General features: G+C 38.5%; 25 protein-coding genes, 1 tRNA gene and 1 pseudogene. 16 read left to right on the plus strand and 11 right to left on the minus strand.

The window, feature by feature from the left end; all coding sequences use genetic code 11:
- Positions 1-23: 23 nt before the first annotated feature.
- The 13 genes from PL8927_RS10995 (at position 24) to PL8927_RS11055 (ending at position 9,945) form a co-directional block, all read left to right on the plus strand.
- Positions 24-758 (plus strand): RAMP superfamily CRISPR-associated protein, encoded by a 735-nt coding sequence (locus PL8927_RS10995; RefSeq protein WP_083621163.1) that lies wholly within the window; start codon positions 24-26, stop codon positions 756-758.
- Positions 745-1,980, plus strand: coding sequence for a type III-D CRISPR-associated RAMP protein Csx10 (csx10, locus tag PL8927_RS11000; protein ID WP_083621166.1), 1,236 nt, complete (start codon positions 745-747; stop codon positions 1,978-1,980). The genes PL8927_RS10995 and csx10 overlap by 14 nt, the downstream gene beginning before the upstream one ends.
- Entirely contained in the window at positions 1,977-2,390 is a 414-nt protein-coding gene (locus PL8927_RS11005) for a hypothetical protein (RefSeq protein WP_083621168.1), read from the plus strand. The genes csx10 and PL8927_RS11005 overlap by 4 nt, the downstream gene beginning before the upstream one ends.
- A 33-nt stretch (positions 2,391-2,423) precedes the next feature.
- Positions 2,424-3,548 (plus strand): putative CRISPR-associated protein, encoded by a 1,125-nt coding sequence (locus PL8927_RS11010; RefSeq protein ID WP_083621171.1) that lies wholly within the window; start codon positions 2,424-2,426, stop codon positions 3,546-3,548.
- Between the two features lie 41 nt (positions 3,549-3,589).
- A complete protein-coding gene (csx7, locus tag PL8927_RS11015) occupies positions 3,590-4,444 on the plus strand; it encodes a type III CRISPR-associated RAMP protein Csx7 (RefSeq protein WP_083621174.1) in 855 nt (284 codons plus the stop codon).
- A 44-nt stretch (positions 4,445-4,488) separates the two neighbouring features.
- On the plus strand, positions 4,489-5,109 hold the full coding sequence (locus PL8927_RS11020; RefSeq protein WP_083621178.1) for a hypothetical protein: 621 nt from the start codon (positions 4,489-4,491) through the stop codon (positions 5,107-5,109).
- A gap of 28 nt (positions 5,110-5,137) precedes the next feature.
- Entirely contained in the window at positions 5,138-6,094 is a 957-nt protein-coding gene (locus tag PL8927_RS11025) for an RAMP superfamily CRISPR-associated protein (RefSeq protein WP_083621181.1), read from the plus strand.
- Positions 6,091-6,585, plus strand: coding sequence for a hypothetical protein (locus tag PL8927_RS11030; RefSeq protein WP_083621183.1), 495 nt, complete (start codon positions 6,091-6,093; stop codon positions 6,583-6,585). Before PL8927_RS11025 ends, PL8927_RS11030 begins: the two co-directional genes overlap by 4 nt.
- Positions 6,582-7,634 (plus strand): RAMP superfamily CRISPR-associated protein, encoded by a 1,053-nt coding sequence (locus tag PL8927_RS11035; protein ID WP_083621185.1) that lies wholly within the window; start codon positions 6,582-6,584, stop codon positions 7,632-7,634. Before PL8927_RS11030 ends, PL8927_RS11035 begins: the two co-directional genes overlap by 4 nt.
- Complete coding sequence (locus PL8927_RS11040) at positions 7,634-8,269, plus strand: hypothetical protein (protein ID WP_083621187.1); 636 nt, start codon at positions 7,634-7,636, stop codon at positions 8,267-8,269. Before PL8927_RS11035 ends, PL8927_RS11040 begins: the two co-directional genes overlap by 1 nt.
- Before the next feature lie 59 nt (positions 8,270-8,328).
- Positions 8,329-8,709: a Txe/YoeB family addiction module toxin gene (locus PL8927_RS28975; protein WP_083621190.1), complete on the plus strand. Its 381-nt coding sequence runs from the start codon at positions 8,329-8,331 to the stop codon at positions 8,707-8,709.
- Positions 8,710-8,847: 138 nt separating this feature from the next.
- The gene (locus tag PL8927_RS11050; RefSeq protein WP_083621192.1) at positions 8,848-9,135 is read left to right on the plus strand and encodes a type II toxin-antitoxin system Phd/YefM family antitoxin; all 288 of its coding nucleotides are present in this window, start codon (positions 8,848-8,850) and stop codon (positions 9,133-9,135) included.
- 195 nt (positions 9,136-9,330) lie between these two features.
- Positions 9,331-9,945 (plus strand): Uma2 family endonuclease, encoded by a 615-nt coding sequence (locus PL8927_RS11055; protein WP_083621195.1) that lies wholly within the window; start codon positions 9,331-9,333, stop codon positions 9,943-9,945.
- Between the two features lie 64 nt (positions 9,946-10,009).
- Here PL8927_RS11055 and cas6 read toward each other — a convergent pair whose 3' ends face one another.
- From cas6 to PL8927_RS28440, 3 genes are all read right to left on the minus strand, one after another.
- Entirely contained in the window at positions 10,010-11,197 is a 1,188-nt protein-coding gene (cas6, locus tag PL8927_RS11060; RefSeq protein ID WP_331281814.1) for a CRISPR-associated endoribonuclease Cas6, read from the minus strand.
- 156 nt (positions 11,198-11,353) lie between these two features.
- A complete protein-coding gene (locus PL8927_RS11065; RefSeq protein ID WP_083621201.1) occupies positions 11,354-11,542 on the minus strand; it encodes a hypothetical protein in 189 nt (62 codons plus the stop codon).
- Between the two features lie 319 nt (positions 11,543-11,861).
- A complete protein-coding gene (locus PL8927_RS28440; RefSeq protein ID WP_083621203.1) occupies positions 11,862-12,830 on the minus strand; it encodes a CRISPR-associated protein Csx3 in 969 nt (322 codons plus the stop codon).
- Positions 12,831-12,933: 103 nt separating this feature from the next.
- On the opposite strand from PL8927_RS28440, the gene PL8927_RS11075 reads away from it, so the two are divergent.
- Positions 12,934-14,424, plus strand: coding sequence for a TIGR03985 family CRISPR-associated protein (locus tag PL8927_RS11075; protein WP_083621206.1), 1,491 nt, complete (start codon positions 12,934-12,936; stop codon positions 14,422-14,424).
- 744 nt (positions 14,425-15,168) lie between these two features.
- Here the strand turns inward: PL8927_RS11075 and cas2 are convergent.
- Both cas2 and PL8927_RS11085 read right to left on the minus strand, forming a co-directional pair.
- Positions 15,169-15,414: a CRISPR-associated endonuclease Cas2 gene (cas2, locus tag PL8927_RS28835; RefSeq protein WP_083621209.1), complete on the minus strand. Its 246-nt coding sequence runs from the start codon at positions 15,412-15,414 to the stop codon at positions 15,169-15,171.
- A 91-nt stretch (positions 15,415-15,505) separates the two neighbouring features.
- Complete coding sequence (locus PL8927_RS11085; RefSeq protein ID WP_083621212.1) at positions 15,506-16,774, minus strand: Uma2 family endonuclease; 1,269 nt, start codon at positions 16,772-16,774, stop codon at positions 15,506-15,508.
- A gap of 170 nt (positions 16,775-16,944) precedes the next feature.
- Between PL8927_RS11085 and PL8927_RS11090 the strand changes: the two are divergent.
- Positions 16,945-17,361, plus strand: a pseudogene (locus tag PL8927_RS11090) (transposase); the annotation flags it as partial.
- Here PL8927_RS11090 and PL8927_RS11095 read toward each other — a convergent pair.
- From PL8927_RS11095 to PL8927_RS11105, 3 genes are all read right to left on the minus strand, one after another.
- Complete coding sequence (locus tag PL8927_RS11095) at positions 17,302-17,709, minus strand: putative toxin-antitoxin system toxin component, PIN family (protein WP_197047390.1); 408 nt, start codon at positions 17,707-17,709, stop codon at positions 17,302-17,304. The pseudogene PL8927_RS11090 and the gene PL8927_RS11095 sit on opposite strands and share 60 nt — an antisense overlap.
- A gap of 4 nt (positions 17,710-17,713) precedes the next feature.
- The gene (locus PL8927_RS11100) at positions 17,714-18,028 is read right to left on the minus strand and encodes an AbrB/MazE/SpoVT family DNA-binding domain-containing protein (RefSeq protein ID WP_083621217.1); all 315 of its coding nucleotides are present in this window, start codon (positions 18,026-18,028) and stop codon (positions 17,714-17,716) included.
- 133 nt (positions 18,029-18,161) lie between these two features.
- Positions 18,162-20,666, minus strand: coding sequence for a phospholipid carrier-dependent glycosyltransferase (locus PL8927_RS11105; RefSeq protein ID WP_083621219.1), 2,505 nt, complete (start codon positions 20,664-20,666; stop codon positions 18,162-18,164).
- 112 nt (positions 20,667-20,778) lie between these two features.
- Between PL8927_RS11105 and PL8927_RS11110 the strand changes: the two genes are divergently transcribed.
- Positions 20,779-20,851 (plus strand) — tRNA-Phe (locus PL8927_RS11110).
- Positions 20,852-20,999: 148 nt separating this feature from the next.
- Here PL8927_RS11110 and PL8927_RS11115 read toward each other — a convergent pair.
- The 3 genes from PL8927_RS11115 to PL8927_RS11125 are packed head-to-tail and all read right to left on the minus strand — an operon-like array spanning position 21,000 to position 22,011.
- Positions 21,000-21,275, minus strand: coding sequence for a hypothetical protein (locus PL8927_RS11115; RefSeq protein WP_083621222.1), 276 nt, complete (start codon positions 21,273-21,275; stop codon positions 21,000-21,002).
- Positions 21,276-21,310: 35 nt separating this feature from the next.
- The gene (locus PL8927_RS11120; protein ID WP_083621225.1) at positions 21,311-21,541 is read right to left on the minus strand and encodes a hypothetical protein; all 231 of its coding nucleotides are present in this window, start codon (positions 21,539-21,541) and stop codon (positions 21,311-21,313) included.
- A gap of 35 nt (positions 21,542-21,576) precedes the next feature.
- Positions 21,577-22,011 (minus strand): NUDIX domain-containing protein, encoded by a 435-nt coding sequence (locus PL8927_RS11125; protein ID WP_083621228.1) that lies wholly within the window; start codon positions 22,009-22,011, stop codon positions 21,577-21,579.
- Positions 22,012-22,106: the final 95 nt, after the last annotated feature.

Genomic DNA, 22,106 nt, shown 5'->3' on the forward strand with positions numbered 1-22,106 from the left:
TTAATTGCAGATGATCTAACACTATGATTCAACTTCAAGCACTCACAAATCCCATAACCTCCTATTCCCTAACTGCTAATATTAATAGCGCATTATGTATCGGTGCTGGGGGGTCTTCGGGTTCCTTAGCAGATAAACCCATTGTTAGAAATGCGGAAAAAAACTTAATTATTCCCGCATCTCAACTCAAAGGTCGTTTACGCCATGAATGTGAGAAAATTGCCAGGGGGTTAGGTTGGGGAATTTGTGATTCTCCCAAAGCAGAAACCATGTGTCCCCAACGCGCTGGACTTTCAGAAGTAGAAAAAAACCGATTTAACCGAGAAGAATATCGAGTTGTAGAAGATGACAGACATCACTGTTTAATCTGTCAAATTTTCGGTAATCCCAGTTTACCATCCCGGGTTCTATTTGATGATTTAATCTGTCAGGAAGACCCCGATAACTTACCCGAAATCCTGCGTCCGGGTGTGACAATTAACCGTCGTCGGGGGACAGCAGAAGAACACAAACTGTACTTCCTAGAAACCTCTCCCGCTAATGCTGAATTAGCATTTATAGGTGCAATTCACTTTCTGCCCAATTGTCCTAATTATGCTCAGGCTTTAATTGTAGCAGGTTTGCATCATATTCATGCGTTAGGGGGCAGTAAATCAGCCGGGTTAGGATGGTTAACTTGGGAAATTGATCAAAATATTAAAATCAATGAAACTGCATGGCAAGAATTAGCAAAGGGGGTAAAAAATGAATCGAATTGAATTAGAAATAAAAGCATTATCTCCTTTGGCAATTGGTCGGAATAAACCGGGAGTTTCAGTCAGTGAAGCAGGAGACTATATTCCCGGTTCCGTCATTCGAGGGGCGATCGCATCCCAACTATTACAAACCAATCAACCTGAAACTGGAGATGATTTTCACAGCCTATTTTTAGATCAAAATCAAGCTATTTTTCAGAATGCTTATCCAGCATTTGTCTATGATAAAGAAACTAAAACTAAGGAAATTGCAGAAAACGTTTATGTTCTTCCTTCAACCGTTCTCAGTTCTAAAACTAACCCTGGATTTGCCCCAAAAGGAAACGGCGTTTTTGATACCTTAATTGATCGCTTCTGTGCAGAACAACATGGTTTTCCCTATGACCCCAGTTGTCCTACTGAAAAAGGCGATCGCGTTGACGGTTTTTCAGGGTTCTATACTATAATTAAGCAGAAATACCATAAAGTTTCAGCCAATAAACGGTTGTTAACGCGAGTCGGAATTAACCGCAGACGGGCTACTTCAGAAGAATCCATTCTCTATAGTATACAAGTATTAAATGAATCCCAACTAATAGGAAACAAACCTGCTATTTATCAAGGAGCAATTTTAGTTCCCGATCATCAGTTAGCAGAATTATTGGTCGCATTTATTCGTTCTCACCAAGAAGTTTTCCGTTTTGGTGGGTCAGTTTCTAGGGGACTAGGAAAAGTAAAAATTCAACCAAAATTATCACAAAAATCTCAAAATCTGGTAAAATCAAGAATAGATGATTTTAACAAAGAACTCCAAAAACGTTGGCAAAAGTGGAATATTTTTAGTCAACCGGAAAAACCCTATCCCAAAGACCGAAAATATTTCACCCTAGATTTACAATCCGATGCTATTCTAACGGAAAATTGGCAACGAACAACGGTAATTTCCGAAGCGATGTTAAGGGAATTAACAGGTCTTGATTCATCCCTAAAATTGGAAGCTGCTTATAGTAGTTATGACCATCGTTCCGGTTGGAATAGTGCTTGGGGTTTAATGAAAGATATTGAGTTAGTTACAAATAAAGGAGGGGTTTATCTATTTAGTATTAGTCAAGATCAGGAAAAAGAATGGACAGATGCTTTGATTCAATTAGAATCTCAAGGTGTGGGAGAACGAACCTCAGAAGGGTTTGGTCAAGTTCAAATTTGTAACCCATTTCATTTAGTATTACGCGAGGAGGCAAAATGAGTTTATCGCCTGAAGTTCAAATCGCACTGGAAATTCAAAAAGGAATCCGTCAAGCGGAAGATGAGTTAGTTCAAGCAATAGAGAAAGCATTAGATAGTAAAAAATACGGGAATTTAGAAGAATCTCAGTTTAGAAATTTAGTCAGAGTTGCTGAAACCACCGATAGTCCAGAAGTGATTAAAAACTTTATCCGCTATCAAGTGGGACGGGATACTAAATGGGGTCGAGGTAAAGATTCTTTAGCAGAAATTATTATTAATGATATTAATGCTAAAACCAAGGAAAAAGCAGAAGCGATCGCTAAACAAGCTAAAACCCAAGATATCAAGTCAATTCATATTGAGTTAATTCGTCGATATTTAGGATATGGCGCACGACATCTTAAATATTTGCGAGAAGGTAAAGTCTGAATTTTAATTAATTTTAATTAAGGGAGTAAAAAAATGCCACGCTTTGTGCTATCTACCATAGGAACAAGTTTACTAACTCAACAAATTGATCGAGATAATCGTGAAGAAACAGATTGGTCTAAAAGTCTTTCTAATCATGCCAATTTAAAACTCGATGAAACCCCGGAAAACATCAAACAAATTATTAAGGAACTGCAAAAAAGAGCAACAGAAAAACTGAATCAAAACGATATTCCAAAAATTCGGCGTGCCAGTGCAGAACTTAATGGAATTTATGGATTATATGAAGAACAATTAGAACAGGGAAAACAGGATATTCACTGGTTAGTTGCAACGGATACGGCACAGGGAGAAGCAACAGCAAAAATTGTCCAGTCATTTTTAGAAAAACATGGAATTGTTACACAAATCTTACAACCAAATAACCTATCTGCTACCAGTACCGAAGATTTTCAAAATGGTATTGATGAACTATTAAAATGGATTGATGATACGATCCCTGGATATCAAGATAGTGATTATCGAATTATTTTCAATTTAGTAGGTGGCTTCAAGAGCTTGCAGGCTTATCTAAACACAATTGGAATGTTTTATGCTAATGAAATAATTTATATTTTTGAAGGTGTTGGTTCAAAACTGATTACAATTCCTCGCTTACCCATTCAAATTGATACTTCAAAAATTCAACCTGTACAATTTGCTTTGATGGCTGCGGGAGCTTGGATTGAACAATCAAAACTTCAAGATGTTTATGAGACTTTGATTTTTTCGGTTGATAATGAAGCCACGCTATCAAACTGGGGTCGATTAACTTGGAATAAAGTAAAATCTAAGTTCTTAGGAGGAGATTTATTAAAGTTTCCTCGGCTCCAATATGAAGACAGTTTTATCAGGGATTATGGAAAAATTAATAATGTGAAAGAAAAAATTAAAATTCAAGAAGTATTGGCGAAAGTCTCTTATTTTTTATTAAAATATAATGGAGATACAGCACCTTTATGCCGAGATGGAGGTTTATTATATGAAGATTATGTAAATAAGGGCGGTATTGCACACTTTCGAGTGACTCAAGGTATCAGGATTAGTTGTAGAACTTCTGAAGAAACACTCGTCCTTCGTCATTATGGGACTGAACCGGAAGTCAATAATAATCCTTAGCACCACTATAATCAAACCCAAAAAATAATCGAGGTTAGTTTATGTTTGACACCTTCAAAAATCGCTTAGAAATTACGGGAACTTTAACCACTGTCACGGCTTTAAGAATTAGTGCAGGACGGTCTACAGAACCCATTGGATCAGATTTACCTGTAATTAAAGATGCGTTAGGTCGTCCTTTAATTCCAGGGTCAAGTTTTAAAGGAGCATTGCGATCGCGCTTAGAAAGTTTTTTAAGAGGAATATTAGGAAGCGATCGCCATCTCGTTGCTAACCCAGCGAATGAGAATGAATGGTCAATAAAAGCCGATGAAATGAAAAAGTTAAAGGAAAATTTCCAAGATGATTTAGCCTTAACTACCAAAATTCTTGAACAAACCGATCTCATTTCTCATTTATTTGGTTCCCCCTGGTTAGCGAGTAAATTCCAAGTGCGAGATTTAACTGTAATTCCTGATGCTTGGTTTGGACAATATCAAGAACGGGATGGAGTCGCCATTGATCGAGATACCGAAACCGCCGCCGATGGCAAACTCTATGATTTCCAAGTGGTTCCGGCTGCGACTCCCTTTGAATTTAAAGCCATTGTTGAGAATGCAAAAGCATGGGAATTAGGGTTATTAATGATTGGGTTACACCAATTTGAAAGCGAACAAATTCCATTAGGGGGAGGACGTTCACGGGGTTTGGGAGTTGTGAGTTTAAAAATTGATAAAATGAAGTGGTTTGACTATCCTGAAGATCAACCCCATTTGCTTTTAGAGTATTTGAAGAAATTGGTAATGGAAGATGAAAGTGCCTATGAAGATGCAGAGTATTTTAAAGATGATTGGATACAAAAATTAATTGAACACTTGACAGAAAAGATGAATCAAACAACTGCTGTAGAGAGGTAAAATTTATAGAAATGATTGAAAAACCAAGCTAGAGGAAAGTTCAAATGTCTTTTAGTCAGTATAAAAGTATTGGTGATGTTGTTAAAAAATTTCAGATTCACTATACTGAAAGTAACTTTGTAGCTGAAGTTCCCTTTAACATTTCCGACTATTTCCGAGAAGACTTAGAAATAGTAATGCGGGAAGGGGTTGTTGATAACTCAGAATATGCGATTTGCGAAAACTTAATTTATCCTATTCTCAAAGAAGTTTGGAAATGGTATCGAAAATCCTTTGTTCTGTGGAGTCATCAATCTTTAACCTACGATGAGGAACTATCAGGTTTTCCAGAGTATATCTTAGCAAAGCGATCGCCCTTGGGAAAAGTTGTTTTTGACAAACCCTACTTTCTGTTAGTTGAAGCTAAACAAGATAAATTTGATGAAGGATGGGGTCAATGTCTGGCAGAGATGATCGCAGCCCAACGCTTGAATGAAAATCCGAATATCACAATTTTTGGCATTGTTTCTAATGGAAAAATTTGGCAGTTTGGAAAATTAGAAGCAGATTGTTTTACTAAAAATGTGAGGTTCTACCTAATTCAAGAGTTAGATACTTTATTTGCCGCCGTGAACTTTATTTTCCAACAATCTCAAGTTCAACTTGAACAACTGATAGCAGTTTAATTCCAAAACAACTCAATCCCATCTAACCATGCACAAACGATTTGTTAACCATTGTACCATTGAATTTAGCATTATTCCCGACGGGCCCATTTTAATTAAATCGGGAAAAGAAGGTGCAGATCCCACAAAACCTGATATGGAATTTGTCGAAACCTACTATCAAGGGGGGCGTTCCATTTATCTCCCAGGAAGCAGTTTAAAAGGGGCAATTCGCGCCCATGCTGAACGGATTGTGAGAACAGTTGGTCAAGATAAACGCTCCAATAATACTAATGTATTATGGGCGAATGATCCGTTAAATGACGATTACAATTATCTGCCTAATAATAAATTAGGAGACAAAGGAGATAAAATTTATCAAATTTCTTCTTTTACTGATCAAATATTTGGCAATACTTCCTTAGCAAGTCGCTTTAGAATAGAAGATGCTTATCCTGTTGATAAAACCCAAGTAAAAACCGAAGAACGCAATGGCGTTGCGATTGATCGAGTGTTTGGTTCCGTTGCTGTTGGGCCGTTTAATTATCAAGTTTGTACATCGGGAGAATTTAGCACTAAAATTCATCTTAAAAACTTTACTTTAGCGCAATTAGGACTGATTGGTTTAGTATTACGAGACTTAAATGATGGTTGGTTTGGATTAGGTTTTGCCAAATCTCGCGGGATGGGAACAGTACAAGTTAAATTAAACAAAGCTGTTGTTCAATATCCAGGTTGTGTGTTAGAACAAGATCGAATCAAACTGTTAGGAAGTGATAAAACTTGGGGAACCACACAACTGATCGGAGTTGGTGAGTTTCTATCTTCAGAAGAAGCACAAACCTATGGTTTTCCCTCAAATGATCATCAAGAAACTCCCGTTAAAGGTCAAGAGATGGACTTAGGATTAGGAGTTGAATTAACCTGGGAAGGAGATGTACAAGTTAAAGATTTATTCACAAAATCCGTGAAGGCTTGGAAACAAAAAGTTGAGGTGAAAGCATGAGTGCATTTGTAGGAACAAAAGAACATTTAGAGGTGATACAATTGCAAGAAATGATTAAAAGTTTATTTCCTGAACCTGCTTATTTCTGTGAACGAAAGCCGGATAAAATAGAACCCTTTAAACTAGAACCCTTTAAACCAGGATTTCCTCAAGATTTTGCCCCCGAAGGACAAATTTTTAATCAGCAAAGGGAACTGAGATGGAAAAAAACTAGAAAAGGGTTCAGTGTTTTATTATTGAGTTTAGATGAACCCCAAACTCATACTCTGAACAAACTTAAAAATAACTGGAAAACCGAAGATCTTAACTGGAAAACCGAAGACCGAAACGCCCATATTTATCGCCAAAGTGAAACTCGGTTTCCGAAAGGAGTTCATGCGTTATCAGCAGAAATAGATCAAAATAACTTTCCTCTCGGTCAACGTTATTTTCAAGATGCTGATACCGCTACGATTCATTTTATTGCACTTACGTTAATAAAACCCCTATGACCTACAATAAACCAACCTCCAGACAAAGTAATTCTGCCGCCTCTTCGAGAAGCAATTTCTCGGACGGGGAACAAGTTCCTAAACCCTATTCAATGGTTTCTTTACCCAAACCTGCACCCCAACGTAAACCCCCCGTAGGTCAGGAACAGTTTAAACTCAAGCGTTTAAGCGGTAAAATTTCCTTGCGTTTAACAGTAAAAACAGCCACCTTTATTGCGTCTGGGGTGGTAGCAATGGGAACTGATGTTTCTAGCCTTAATAAAAATATTCCTCTGATTAAAGTTGCGGTGAGTCAAGGGGAAAAGATTATTATTCCTGGGAGTTCTTTAAAAGGCGTTGTCCGTTCAACCTATGAGGCAATAACCTCTAGTTGTTTGTGTAAAACAAGAGCAAGAAAAGAAAATATTCCAGAAGGATATTCTGAATGTAAAGATAAAACTAAACTCTGTCCCGCTTGTCAAGTTTTTGGGGCAATGGGATGGCAGGGTTTAATCTCGTTTCAAGATGCTGTTGCAGAAACCATTAAACCTAGTGTCGGGTTTATGCCGTCTTTATATGCACCCCGAACTAGCCGTAAAGCTTATTTTTTAAATGGAAAAGTTGCAGGGAGAAAATTTTATTATCATGCGATTAAAGCCGTTGATAAAGGACAACGCGGCATTCCAGTTCAGCAAGCTGGGGCAGAATTAACCCTAACAACGCAACTGCGATTTATGAATTTAACAGAAGCGGAATTAGGAACGCTTTTAATTGTTTTAGGACAAGATCAGAATAACTATTTTGCCCTCAAGGTGGGAGGGGGTAAACCGATTGGCATGGGAACAATGACGGTAGAAGTGACAGAAATAGAACATTCCGAAAATGTTAAAAATCGCTATCTTTCTTATACGCTTTCTGAAGATAATACTTTAACTGGGGATAAGCTGAAACAGTTTATTCAAAAAAATGTTAATGCTGCCAAAACCTTAGTTCAAGCTGACCAATTAAAGCAATTAAAAGCAATTCTGGAATATCCTACAAAACGGACTGCACCGGAGGGAATGTATTAATGTTAGAAACCGTTGAATTAAAAGAAATCCACTGGCAAGCGGCTCATGCGGTTGCGATTGAATTAGTTAAAAATGAGACTGATCCGAATGAGTTAAGTAAAGCCGTCTCCTATCTTAGTGCCTATGGAGAACGGCAAGATGCCGGAAGCAAGTTTTTGAGTTATTTAATAACTTTAGCTAAAAATGGCGATCGCATTGGACACAGTAAAACCACAATTGAATATTACAAAGCCATTGAAGCCGCCTGTCAAAAACATCTCAAAGCTTATCAAAATAACGTTCCAGTATTATTACAAATTTTAGGCTGGGTGGTGCGGCTGATGCGGTATTACAAAGATGCTGTACCAATGGGAGAACTCAACGCTGTCGAAACCGCAGCCCCCATCGAGTCAGAACGTCAAGCGGAAATTGCTGAAGTTTTGGCATCTCAGGAATTTACAGTGGGACAGCAGTTAGATGCAATGATTACCAGTATTAAGGGTAACAAAGTCACTTATGAGATCTTGGGAGCAATTAAGTTAACTCAGAAGGAACCAAAGCTGGCAGGTATGCTAAAAGAGGGACAGCAAGTTAAGGCGGAAATTGCGGAGTTGAAGGAGGATGGTGGGGTTAAGAAGGTGAAAGTTCTAAATTAGTTGTCATTTTTAGTTTCAGCAGCTATAATGGAACAGTCCTAACTAAATCAAAAACCAATATGGATAGAATATCCTGGGATGACTCTAGCGGTCAAACAAGTAACTACTCGATTAATCCAGCATCGCAAAGTTCAAGTTATTCGGGCAAACCCGCCAAAAACCAAACTTCCACTCACAGTAACAAAACACGAGATACAGTAATTACTCCACAGTTCCGAGAAGATTTAAGAAACTGGATAAAAGATGATTGCGACATTGCCTCAAAGGTATTAGAGTTAGTTGAGCTTGTGATGCGTGACCCTTTCAAAGGTCGAGGTAAACCAGAAAAACTGAAGTATGAGAAGAATGTCTGGTCGCGTCGCATCACAGAGGAGCATCGGTTAGTCTATAAAGTCACCGATGGCCGAATTGATTTTCTTCAAGCACGCTATCATAATTAACTAAATCAATGTTGGGGGTCTGGAGCCTTTTCAAGATCCCCTCCTAGCAGGTTTACTTAACCAAAGTGACCATTGAAACTAATAAAGTACCCAGTCTTTATCTGTTACAAATATTTATTTATATGGAATTAGTTGAAAATGTCTATTCAAGATACATACACCTATAACTACGCTCATACACACCTAGATCAACTTTGCGATCAAGTATTGGACAATCAAGAAGTAGTAGTTATTAATTATTCTAGCAAAGGAAAAGTTGCTCTTATTCCTGCTTCTGAATTAGAGAGTTTACGAGAGACTGTTTATCTTCTTGGGTCTGCAAATAATGCAACTCGTTTATTTGCTGCTTTAGAAAAAGCCAATAGTAATACCCTTAAACCTCAAACTATCAGTGAGTTACGCGAAGAGCTAGGTTTTTATGATTGAATATCTTTTACATCCTCGCAAGGGGACGGAAACTAAACTCCGTGAGATGCTGGATTGATCGATTATTACGTCATCCCATCTCTTTCCCCGCAAGGGGACTAAACATAAAACTCAACCAACTGTCAAAACTGCCAGCTTTCAGACTTGAGAAGTTATTCTTAAAATATCTGCTAGTGTAATTTCTCATACTTCGCCATGACTCTAACCTCAATTCCAACTCAACAACAACTCACCTTTACACAATTTTTAGAACAACTCCCTAATGAAGCAGGACGTTATGAACTGGTGAATGGAGAAATTGTGAGAACGTTACCCACTCGACAGCATGAAGATATTGCTGATTTTATTGCTGATGCGTTTAAAAATGAAGTCAAACGGTGTGATCTTAACTATCGAGTTTCTGATCGAATTGTCATTAGGACATTAACCCCGATAGGAACAGAACAAGGAAGACAACCGGATGTCAGTGTTGTTGATAAAACCCTATGGGAATTAAATCGCAATGCTTATACTGCATTTGTTGATCCGCTTCAGGTAGCGGTTGAGGTAGTTTCAACAAATTGGGAAGATGATTATGTCGATAAATTAGATGAATATCAACGCTTAGGAATTGCTGAATATTGGATAGTAGATTATTTAGCGATCGCATCTCGTTCTTATTTAGGAAACCCTAAAGTTCCGACTATTTTTGTTTATCAAGTTGATGAAACAGGAAATTATCAACGTCAATCTTATCAAGGATCTGATTTAATTTTATCTCTCACCTTCCCTGAACTACAATTAACCGTTGAACAAATCTTAAATGTTTAATTGTTATGTTTATTGCGAAGAAAGTTAAACTAGGATAGTTATGGGATGCAGCGCTGAAGCGCAACTACAAACTTTTAATTCCTTGACGGGCTAATTTTGCATAGGTTTTTACCGTTTCATAGGGCATTTCTAAATCCTCTGCAATGTCTTTTAAAGATTCTCCAAACTCATAACGAGCTAAAATTGTGGCACGGGTTTCACAAATATCAATTGCTCTGGTTCCTCCGGTTCGTTTTTGTCCTTGCATTAACTTTTCGGTAATTTGTTCAATGCGTTGCGCTAATAATAATTCTACGGTTGTTAACGTAACTAACCCTTCTTCTCGATGCCAACCTGTTTGGGTTTGACCTAAACCAAAGGTGGTTTTATGTCCGGTTCCACAATAGGGCGCCAATTCACCTAATGTAAAAAATAATTGCACAAATTCGGGTTGATTGTAGGCGTTTTCTGTTAATCCATATTCAATAGCTCCTGTAAACCCCGTCACAGACCCTTTTTTTCCCGCAACAACTTTCACAGATTCTAATTGATGACGCAGAATAATTACATTTTCATCCACCCAACTGAGAAAAGCATCCTGTTCAAATTGATGACCGGAAAAATCATTCCACCGTCGCAAATAACTGTGAAAAACATTAAACGGTAAAGGTAAAGGAAAATGATGACCTTTGCGGCGAAAACTGGTAGGACTGAGGAAACTTAAGGATAAAGTTTTAGAAGGTGAAGTTTCAAATAATTGTTGATAAGTTGTGGGAGGATAAGCGAAACTAATCGACTTAATATTAAAGGAGGTTTGGCGGAGATTAATTGCAGTAGGGGGATTTTTTAGCCAATCTCTCAACCAATCTACAACAGGTTTAGACAGTAGCGTTAACATCCATTGATAGGGTTGATTGGCATGAATTTGTAACTGTTTTCCTGCCGTTCCCATTTTCCCATTTAACCCCGATAAAGTAAAAGGTTTTTCTGACTGACTATCATGGAGATATTCAGAAAGTTCGGGATCAATTTGCCGAACTTGATCTAAAAACCAGGCATGAAGTCCGATACTATATTGGGGAAATAAGGTTGCATCTTTTGGGGAACTTAAATCAAAAGCAAGGGCAACCAATTCTGTAGACTGGGGTAAATTTAAACTCGATGAACGGGATTTTTTTGCAGTGCGAGAGGACATAGACGGATCGCAAAATTGAAAGTTCAGGAAAACATCAGAACACAACAGCCAATTCCAATCAAGTTTTAACCATACCACAAATCGATCAACTCTGGTGTCTGAGTAATATTAAAATCGCAAAGTTGATTAATTTATTCTTTGATGTTTAAGAGGTATGCTTTTAAAAGTGAAGTGCGATCGCTAAAGAGTGAAGATCTGAATTCAGATCTTCACCCCAAGTTTGAGTTAACCTGATCAGTTAGGTGGTACTATTGGAGAATCATCATCACTCTGATCTACTTGGCTCAATTGAGTGTTTAGTTCTTCATTTTGAGGAATTGTCCAGGGAAAGATTGTCTCGTTTTCATCGGCTAATTTTGCTGATGGAATGTAAACAATCGGAATCCCTACAAATAGTAAACTCAGAAATAAAAAGGTTTTCATACTTCCATTCTCCTGATAATATTCGGCTTTATGATTTTCATTTTAAACGCCTTATGGAAGAGGCTTCTTCTATTCCTAATATGAAATCTAATTATAAACGCTACAGATGATTCCCCCTAAACCCCCTGTAGAGACGTTGCATGCAACGTCTCTACAGGGGGAATGTGTAGAAAACATTTACAGATTTCATATAAAATATAAACTTATGCTTAATCTACAGAGTGTGCCAATACTATTTTTTAAATGTTTTAACCATAATAAAATCCTCCTAGTCACAAAAGATAGGAAGATTAATTTATCAGTTTTTAGGTTTTAAAAATTAAGATTTTGTGAGCTTGACTAGCAAATTTGCTAATGCTGTCACCATTGGACGGCTAGAGATATCTTCTCCTCTTGCTAAATGATGAAGGGAACCTGTGAGTAAAGGAGTCTCAAAAACGTGATCTGGAATAAAACCAACCCAATCTTTTTGGAAAGTAATATGATCCGTTATTCCTTCATAATCACTGTGAATTTCTGCTATCACTTTCAAGCCGACTTTTTTAGCAAATTCTGCCCATTCTGGAATTTGAGTAGGATTTCCGGCTACAATAACGGCGTGGGTTGCTTCTTGCATAATAATTTTATTTTCATCAGACATTTTCCCCCCAACATCAATAATATTAATCAGTTGATTTGCACTGCGTACCCATTGAGCAGCGGCTTGGGCAAATTCTGGTGTAATATCCCCTTTATTTGCGGGTTTAATATTTTCAGCTAAGGATTGATTACTAGCATAGGTTTTTTGATACCAAGCCCCTTCTCCATCCTGACAGGCGGTAATAATATAGGGATAGGGAGCACCAAGAATTCCTAAAATTGCTGTTTTTAAACCTTCTCTTAAACAGGATTTTCCTGAACGGGGAGGGCCACATAAAACGACTTTAATTTTTGATAATTCAATCTGGGACTCTTGGCTACAAATTAAATCCCCTATTTGATAGTTTGAAGAACCATGAGTCATCGTCACAATATAGGTTTTACATCCTTTGGAGCCGATTTTGGGATCTAAAACAGCGATCGCTTCATATAAATGAGCTAAACGATGGGCAATAACATAAGCAACGGGGACAGATTGAGGGCCATCAATTTTCAGAACCCCACTACCGCCAGATATTTCCCCGGATGCAATCATTTGTTCTAACTGTTCAAACGCATCGCGGACAATTTGATCTCCTTGAGCGGGTTGAATGCGGTTAAATCCAACTTTTAAAATATCCCCTTCGAGTCTGAGTTGATAGGTATACATGGTGAGTGTTGCTGATTGATCAATGATTCTACTCTGACATTAGGCTAGAAAACCCCCTTTCCAGGGTTTGATAGTTTAATATTGGTCTTTGGGGTAAGAATTGATGTTAAAGTTCATTCACGGAAATCAGGATATTACGCAATTGGATAGAATATTTGACTTTTCTCCCAGTGTGGAATTGTTGCAGGTTCTCGCACGGGGTTCTCTTAAACAAAATTTAGCAAAGGCGGTGCGGTTATGGGTGATATTGCGATCGCTTTATGGAGACGCGACCGATCCGATTTATACAGAATTAGAGGAATGCTTTATCTATAATGATTGGCGGAAACAGTTTTTTACCCAAACCCATCAATATCATAACAATGATAAAATTTCCCCCCTTCATGATGTTAATTGTCCCTGTAGTCAAACTTTATCAGATTGGTTATTTGATCCTGAAACTGGGGTAAATCAACAACAGTGGCAAGATTCTTTTCTGAATTTCTATTTGATGTCTGATCTGGAGTTAAAACATTTATTAGGTTTTGGAATTATTGATCCGCCTAAATATCAGATAAATGGATCAGAAATTCGGTTATTTGCCGGGACGCGAAGAAATCTTCAATATGATTTTAAAGCTTTAGTAGAAATGGGGTGGTTAGAAGGGCAAAACGACACAGAACCCGGAAAAAATAGAGGAAAAACATTTTATAAAAAGGTTAAAAATTTTCCTGATTTTGGGACTTTTTCTGAAAGGGTTGATTTTCCGTTGGAAATGGGAGGAGTTAGAAATGTTATTCAAAATGATTTAGTCGATTTTCTGGATGATTTTGCTGAGACTATTAATGGAGAACAGCGTTTTTTTGTGGATCTTGAATATGTTGTGCATCGCCAGTTAGCACCTCAAATTAATCATCTGCGACAACAACTCAAAGAAATTTGGCAACAGGTTCCTATTCCTCCCATTCAAGTGAGTTATGTTAGTGCGCGAAATTTTCAAAATTATCAAGATGACGGGGAAATCTATATTATCTGTCCGGTTTGTATTTACTACTCTTATCGCGCTCCTTATTTATTGGGTTTTGGTCAAACTCCTAGAGATGAAACAAAAATTGATTGGTATGATTATCGTTTAGATCGGATTAAGGATTTACAAATATTAACTTGGCAACAGGTGAATTTGCCAAATTTTAATCGAGAGATTTGCCAATCTAAAACCCCTAAAACGATAGAAGATTTAAGAAGTCAAGCCTGGGGATTTGATTTCTATAAACCCGATGATTTATTATTAGTTCGTTTTGATCGTTATTTTCATAACCGTTATATTGAAGGAACAGAACGAGATGAACTATTTAAGAAAATTCCCTATAAGTCTGCCCGGAGTTTAATTTCTCAGTCTCATCTCAATGATTCAGAAAAACAACGGTTAATTATGGTTTTAAATTCTCGTTCTCCTGATGATGTTTATTGCCGAGTTAACTATCGGGTTGATGATTATAATGTGATTATGCGGTTAAGGGCTTGGGGGCCGAAAGTTGAGGTATTGTTACCTTGGAATTTAAGAAAAACAATGGCTGAGGATATTCAAAAGTTAGGGAGTTTTTATAAAGATTAAGCGATGATTTATTTTGGGTTTTAATGAAAACCACCTACACAAACAGAGTTTTGAGTGTAGGCGGTTTTCTAGTAGCTATTGCTGGTTTCCAACTAATCCGAATTAAACCCTTCGGAAGGGAGTTTGGTTAATCCAGCTCTGCTTTAGTTTTTCAGTAAACAGTTTCCAACTAATCCGAATTAAACCCTTCGGAAGGGGTTCTTTCGTAAAATTGGGATTCAGGTAGCAATTTACCTTATGTTTCCAACTAATCCGAATTAAACCCTTCGGAAGGGGCTTAAAAAAGCGTTGTTTGTTTCAATTACTGTTTCAGTTTCCAACTAATCCGAATTAAACCCTTCGGAAGGGATTTTTTAGTTGAGGAGGGTTTCAATATTCAACGTTTCCAACTAATCCGAATTAAACCCTTCGGAAGGGAGTTCGCCGCAGAGGGTATACCCAGAGGGAGCTACAGCCTTCAAATCGACGCACCCCCTGAATATACCATAGATCATGACTCAAAAACAGCGAATTCATAGCCCTCAAACACCCTCTGTGTAAAGCTTCGACGCACCTCAACGAAAACATAGGGGTTTCAGGAGTTGGGCGAGGTGCGTCGATTAGCCCAGCGTTATCCTCCTAATCCGCTCAAACCCTGACCCGAAAGGAATTTAAGCCTATTCTACGATTCAACAATACCTGAAATCACCCTATCGACGCACCTTCCCATCCCCAAGGGCAGAACATCGGATCACCAGAACTCCCCTAAATCACATAATATTGAGGAGGAGGTTCAGGCTTTTGACTGCCAATGGTTAAAACAATCGAAAGAGCATCATTAGAAATCCAGTAGAAACGGACATTATCCTCCTGGGGTAAAACCAACTTTTTCACCTTTTGATGCAATTGTCGCATTTCCTCCAAGCTAATAAAACACTCAAACGCGGAGTTTTGAGTGCGGGGTGCGGAGTTTTGAGTGCGGAGTGCGAAGTTCGGGGTGCGGAGTGCGATTTAGATAGAGTTGAGGAATACAAAAATAGGATTTAGGTTTGATTTTATCCCAAATTTTTGGTCAAACACTTCAACAAGAAAGCGATGGGAACTAAATCTCAACCAGAAATTGAGAAATTGACTGCTGTTGAGCCAGCGTAGCATACTTGCTCTCTGCCTCAATTAAGTTAATCTCAGGTTCCTGGCTCAAATTAGACAAATCCTGGTAAATCTCGTAACCTTTTCTGTCTGGTAAATCCCAAACAACTAGCGTAATCTCTGACCAAAAATTTAAGGGCTCAGGTTTGACCAAATCTCCAATGACTCCCAAGCGAGTTACGCCATATTTAGAACGTAATAAGGTAGCTGCTTGACGAGCCAAATCCCACCAAACTGCTTTCCGTTGGGCATCTTGCTGTCTCAGAGTTTCTGTTTCTAATAACGCGCTTACCCACTCAACGGGCGACAAGACCTTTAAAGCATCTGCTAAACCAAAGGTCATCAGTAACATCCCAATCAAGTTGCGAATGCCTTCTTTACCGCCAATTTGAGGTTTCCCGTCCCAGAACTCAAACTTGGCTTCTGGACACCAAGAAATATACTGTTCAAAGGAAATGGGTACTGGCTCTAACTGCAATTGCGGATTAAAGGGTAAACATCCCCAACCCAAACCATTCTCTACCTCTCGCAGTCTTCGACCTTCTGGCTGTGTGCCTTCAATATAAACTATTGGGGGGTCGTGGGGCCAGCGATACCAGTCTTCATCTTCTCTCCACAGATTGTTGGGGAGAAAAACTAACCCCGGTACGCTCTGCGGTCGGTAGCATCCTGATGGGTCAGGAGCCATTCCCTCGTATTTTCCGTTGATTAAGCGCCAAAATTCGATTTCTTTTCGGGCTGGGTTGAGAATAACGTACTCTGGTACTCCACCTGCGGCGTAATAGTCTCGTTTGATGATGCGGTCTGCGTATTCATGTCCGGGTCGCAGCACTTCGATGACCATTTCGGCTGGCCCTTCGAGGTAGTATTCTCTAAGTGTGTTGCGTGGTGGCCCTAAAAATAAGAGGATGTCTGGGGTGAAGCCATTGTTGCCTAGGCGCATGACAAAATCGCGACTGAACGATTGCCATCCTAGTGTTTTCGCGATTTCCCAAAAGGAGTGGCTGATATAACTGCGGATGGGATTATGGTGGTTTTCTTCTCCTCTGGAACCAGGTAGTAGGTCTTCGGGTTGGTAGTGGAAACTAGCCGCCCAGGTTTGTAAGGTGGTGGCGATGGTTTCTGTACTGTCTAATCCAGGTGGAATCGGCGCGTTATAGGTAGGGCTTGCTGAAAAAAGGGGAAAAGCCAGAACAGGAGGGAGGAGAAGACAAGAAAAAATGAATCAGGTGCAAGGGAGGGGTGTAAAATAGCGCAAAAACCTTGCAGGAGTCGGGGAAAATGTACCGTAAAGACGAACAACCAAGGACACCAGCAGAGGAGTTCAAACTGCCATTTGAGGGAAAACTCTCAGAAGAGAATCGCTGGGTAATCATGGCCCAATGGATACCCTGGGAAGAATCAGTCCATGTAGATAAAATTTACCGGACTAGAGACAACCGAGCTTGGTGTAAAGACAGAGGAATTAGAATCAGTGGCCCCCCATTAGGGAGACCGCCAGCAAATCTTAGTAAAGCTACTAAGAAACAGGCGTTAGAGGATGAAAAGATTCGGAATTCAATTGAGGGCAAATTTGGGCAAGGGAAAAGAAGATTTAGCCTGAATCGGATTATGAATAAACTAGCTCATACTTCCGAAACGGCAATTGCTATTACTTTTTTAGTCATGAATCTCTCTGCCATTCTTAGGCAGATTTTGGTGTCAATTTTTTTAGTCAATTACTTTTTTCGAGTCATTGATTATCACAACTTATCGGTTAACTCCTTTCCTCCAAAAAAACTGATTTACCCTTCTAACTTCATTCGCTAGTTTATCATTCGTTTCCTTTTCTGTTACTTTTTCAGCAAGCCCTAATTTAGCACAGGCAATAATTTGGTCATCGTCTGGATCTGAAATTACAATTTTTTCAACTTCTCCAATTTCTACAACTTCTACCCAAGACATCAAACTATTAACTACTTCTTGGGGACTAAATCCCAATAAGGCTAATCTCGTTGAAAATTTGGGGCGATTTAGAACATCTAATAATTCCTCTAATATCGCTCCAGAAGTGTAAACTTTGATTCTTCCCAAGCGCATTAATTCGAGAACCTGGAAAGGTTTACCTCGCCAAAAAAGCCCAGAAATTACAGTATTAGTATCTAAAACAATTCGCATAAACTTAAGCCAAGTTTCGCTTTTCTTGCTTATAAGCTTGAATTTCCTCTTGAATTTCTTCCTCAGAAATTGGATCAATTTCATTCAGTTTAGAGAGACGATCTGCAATTTCAAAAAAACTTAAAGATTCCTCTAAATTAACAGTTTTTTGATGTTGAATAAGCTCATTTAATAAAGGCTTCTGAACCTTTTTTAAAATAATGATATCTTCTTCTTGCCACAGGACAAACTCATCTCCTGGGTGCAACTTAGAACGGATTTCCGGTGGAAGTTCTAACTGTCCATCTGCTGTCACTTGAATCACGGTTGTTAATGTCATTATTCCTATTCCTATCTTGTTAACTTAATTAAACTCTGTTGTGCCTCATGGGATGCCGTCAGGTGGCGGCTACGTCATCGTACATCCTTATAAGTTAACACTTATAGACGAAACCTTCCCTCTAACTGTTAATTTACTTCAAAGCTTGTAAATTCTGCCAAGCTGGAATAATATTACCCTGCATCAATTGAGAAACCCCTAATAAAGCTTTAAATTCCGGTTGATTTGGGTTTAATTCTAACGCAGGTTTTAAAGCTTGTTCTGCTAATTTAGGCTGTAAATTATACAGATAAACAAACGCTAAATAAGCGTGAGCATTCGGATTTTTATTATCCAGTTGAGTAACTTGTTTTAAAGCTGCGATCGCCCCTTTAGCATCCTGTTGTAAAACATTTGCTAAACCTAAATTATACGCTAAATCTAACCGAAATGGTTCTTGTTTTAACCGATATTCTAACGCTGTTTCTGCTTGAATTGTATAATCTTGAGTCGGATCATATTGATTAATCCGTCCCACCTCAGCAAAAATCGGATCTAACCCTTTAATTCCTTGGGGTAAATTCACCGATAACGTTCTTAACTGCGTGACTAAATCTAATTCAGGTGCAGCTAAAGGCGGTGCTTTAGGATCAATTTTTAAGGTAATATTAGGGGTTTCAATTTTATAACTTTCCCCCGTTTTTCGGTTTAAATAGGTTGCTTCTAAGCGATAATTTCCAGGGATAATATTAACCGGAGGAAGCATCGCCATTCGTTCTATTACTTGATAACTTTGATCAGATGAATTAGCATATAATTGTCCCATTCCCATCCCATGATCATGAATCCAAAATGATAACCCTTCTTTCTTGGGAGACGTCAACCTCCAGGTTAAAATCACAACCCCCTCCTGCAATTCGGGTAACGATCCTCGCCAGTCATAAGTAACAGGAACAGGAACCCCAGGAGGGGCTTGATTCGGGATTAAAAGATTACCTAACTCAACTTTTTTTACCCCAGGCGGGAAAGGTTCTACTTGCACAAAAGGCGTAATTCTTTGATATAAATTCAAAAAACTATTATCGGGTAATAACCATTGTTTTTTTAACTTAAATTCGGGACTGTTTTCTAACATCTGCATGGTCATCTGTTGAGCATCTTGCACCCGATCCACTGAACCCTGTTGTCCGCTTTTTGTCACAAACCAAGACAGCGATCGCACATCTTGTAAAACATTCTTTTCCTTTGTTCCAACTTGTCTCGCATAAACTTGAGAATCTTGTAACGAACCATAATAATTAAAATTATGTTGATTAATTTCTGGCGTTGAAGGTAATACTCCTAAATTTGCTTTTAAATAAGGTTGAGATTGAATAATTTCTGCAATTACTTGTTCATTCGGCCAAGGATTTCCTAAATAAACATGATGTTGATTTCCAGGGTTTAAAGTTCTCATCACCTGTCTAACAGGATAACTGCCAATTGGCCATAAATTAAAGATCATTAATATTATCCCTAAACTGACTGTTCCCCAGCGAATTTGTCGCCCCCACCGTTGCGGAAATAACGTTAAGAAATAAGCTAAAACAATCGCTAAAACCGGAAGTAAGGGTAAAGTATAGCGAAAATCCTTATTAATATTTAACGAACTAATGAAATAACCCCCAAACCAAAATACCGTTAACCATTTTAAAGAAATCCAGTTTAATTCTAGTTTGGGGAAGTTAGAAAAGGGATGATGTTGTTGATTCCCAGATAGAGAATAGTGTTTAATAATATAATATAAAAGTCCAATAATCGGAATGATTAATAACGGCCAAGAAACATGAGCCGGAAGTAACTTAAAATAATATGTCCAAGCGTCTAAACTGGTTAAAGCTGGATCACCTTCGGCGATCGCAGAATCAATCGTTGCTCGTTTTCCTGAAGTTAACATTAATAACCAATTTGTTCTCGCCCAAGGAAAAATAACGGTGATAGATAATAATAAGGCGATCGCTAATTGTAAAAAACGTTGCCATTGACGATGTTTTAGGATTGCTACTGTCACCCATAATAACGGGGTAAATAGGAAAAAAAGAGTTGTTTGTTTTGTTAAAAGAGCGAGTCCAAAGGTTAACCCAAATAGAATAGATAATCCCCAAGATTGATCAGACCTAGAAAACCACCACAACGTTAAGCAATAAAAACTTAACGTCACCATTGCAGTTAAGGGATAATCTAAAAGAAATTGTAAGCGATGATGATAAAGTCCGGGTAAAAGAGCAGATAACACCGTTGCCCAAAATCCCACAGAACGGTTAAATAATTGTGTTCCTAAACCATACACTGAAGCGAATAAAATTGCACTGAATAATAAATGAACCGCATTAGTTTGATCTAACCCAATTCCTAACACATTCTGAAAGGGAATTGTTAATAAATAGGTCAAAGGGGGCACTTTCGGCGATAGCATCCACATCTGACTCCACCAGTCCCCAGAAAACCATTGCGGCTGTTGCCACACTCGCCAATAATCTAAGGCACTATTGAGATAATCGGCGTGATCCCAAGCGGGAACAGAATCATCCATCCTAAACCATAAGCGATCGCTCACCGCCACCAAAAGCCAAATTAAGCTGACCCCAATTAGCTCTGCGGGGGGTTTTTTGTGCTTCATGCTCCTATCCCATCTGCTATTGCTTCAGTCTCATTCACTTTATCAAAAAATTTCTCTCTAGGGGGTTGCCAAACTCGTTCAGATTTGCTAGATTAGTAAAAGTGAAAAACAAGCCGGGATAGCTCAGTCGGTAGAGCAGAGGACTGAAAATCCTCGTGTCGGCGGTTCAAGTCCGCCTCCTGGCACTCCATAAAACCCCTTAAAGTGTTAACATTTTGAGGGGTTTTTCCTTTCTAGCTTCTCAATCTCTATATAGCAGGGAATAGGGAATAGGGAACAGGGAACAGGGAACAGAAATAATACTTCTGGCTGTTTCATATCACTTTTAAATTATTACAACCTATTTGGGATTGCTATAGGTGGATGTCTAACAAATGTTTCATCTTGGATACATCCATAAAAGCGATCGCTTAATTTTGTTCCGTCATCGTTAATAATAATGGGATCGTCAGCACAAATTCCATAGAGTGATGCTAATGATGGGTTTTCATTTTTTTGTAGGGGTTGATAAACAATAATTGCTTCTACCTCAGTATCTCGAATTTCTGGTAAAGGGATGTGTAAGATTCCATCTTTGCCAATGTGAGATTTTACTTTAATACTTTGCATCTTTACCTCTTATTTTAGAAATTGCTTCTTTTAAATCATAGAAATGCGTCTCTATCGGGTTGTTCTTCTTGAGTCGCTCTTTCTAATGATTCTCCTTGCCAAGCTCCAAATGTGCTGAGAAATTCAGGCGACCACTGACGTTTTGACGGCTTCTGTACTGTTTTATAAACAATAATCGCTTCTACTTCAGTATCTCGGATTTCCGGTAAAGGGATGTGCAACATTCCATCATTGCCAATGTGAGATTTTACTTTAATACTTTGCATCGTTGTTTACCTCTTATTGAATTCTTTTTATCTGCTTATTTTAGCAATTGGGGTCTAATTCGATAATTTCGATAGCGCCAATAATCTTTGAGAATGCGATCGTGATCAAAACATAAGTTTTGGGGAATTCTCCAAGGTTCAAATAGTTCTAAATGTTTAGCATCATCTGCGGCTTGGGGTTCTCCAATTGCAGTGGCTAAAAATACAACACTTAAGGTATGTTGACGGGGATCTCGATTCGGATCAGAATAAACATAGAATTGTTCAATTAATTCTACCTCTAATCCTGTTTCTTCTTTTGCTTCTCGAATGGCGGCGGTTTCTACTGTTTCTCCATAATCCACAAATCCCCCCGGAATTGCCCATCCAAACGGCGGATTTTTGCGTTCAATTAATACAATCGGTCTAGCAGGACGATCTATTAATTCAATAATAATATCAACGGTTGGAGTCGGATTTCGATAAGTCATATATTAGGGAACAGGGAACAGGGAACAGGGAACAGGTAAGAAAATGCTTCACAGTCTGGATTTCAGCATTAGTTTTTGTCCTAACCGCCTTGACG

Source organism: Planktothrix serta PCC 8927 (genome assembly GCF_900010725.2).
Classification (GTDB): domain Bacteria; phylum Cyanobacteriota; class Cyanobacteriia; order Cyanobacteriales; family Microcoleaceae; genus Planktothrix; species Planktothrix serta.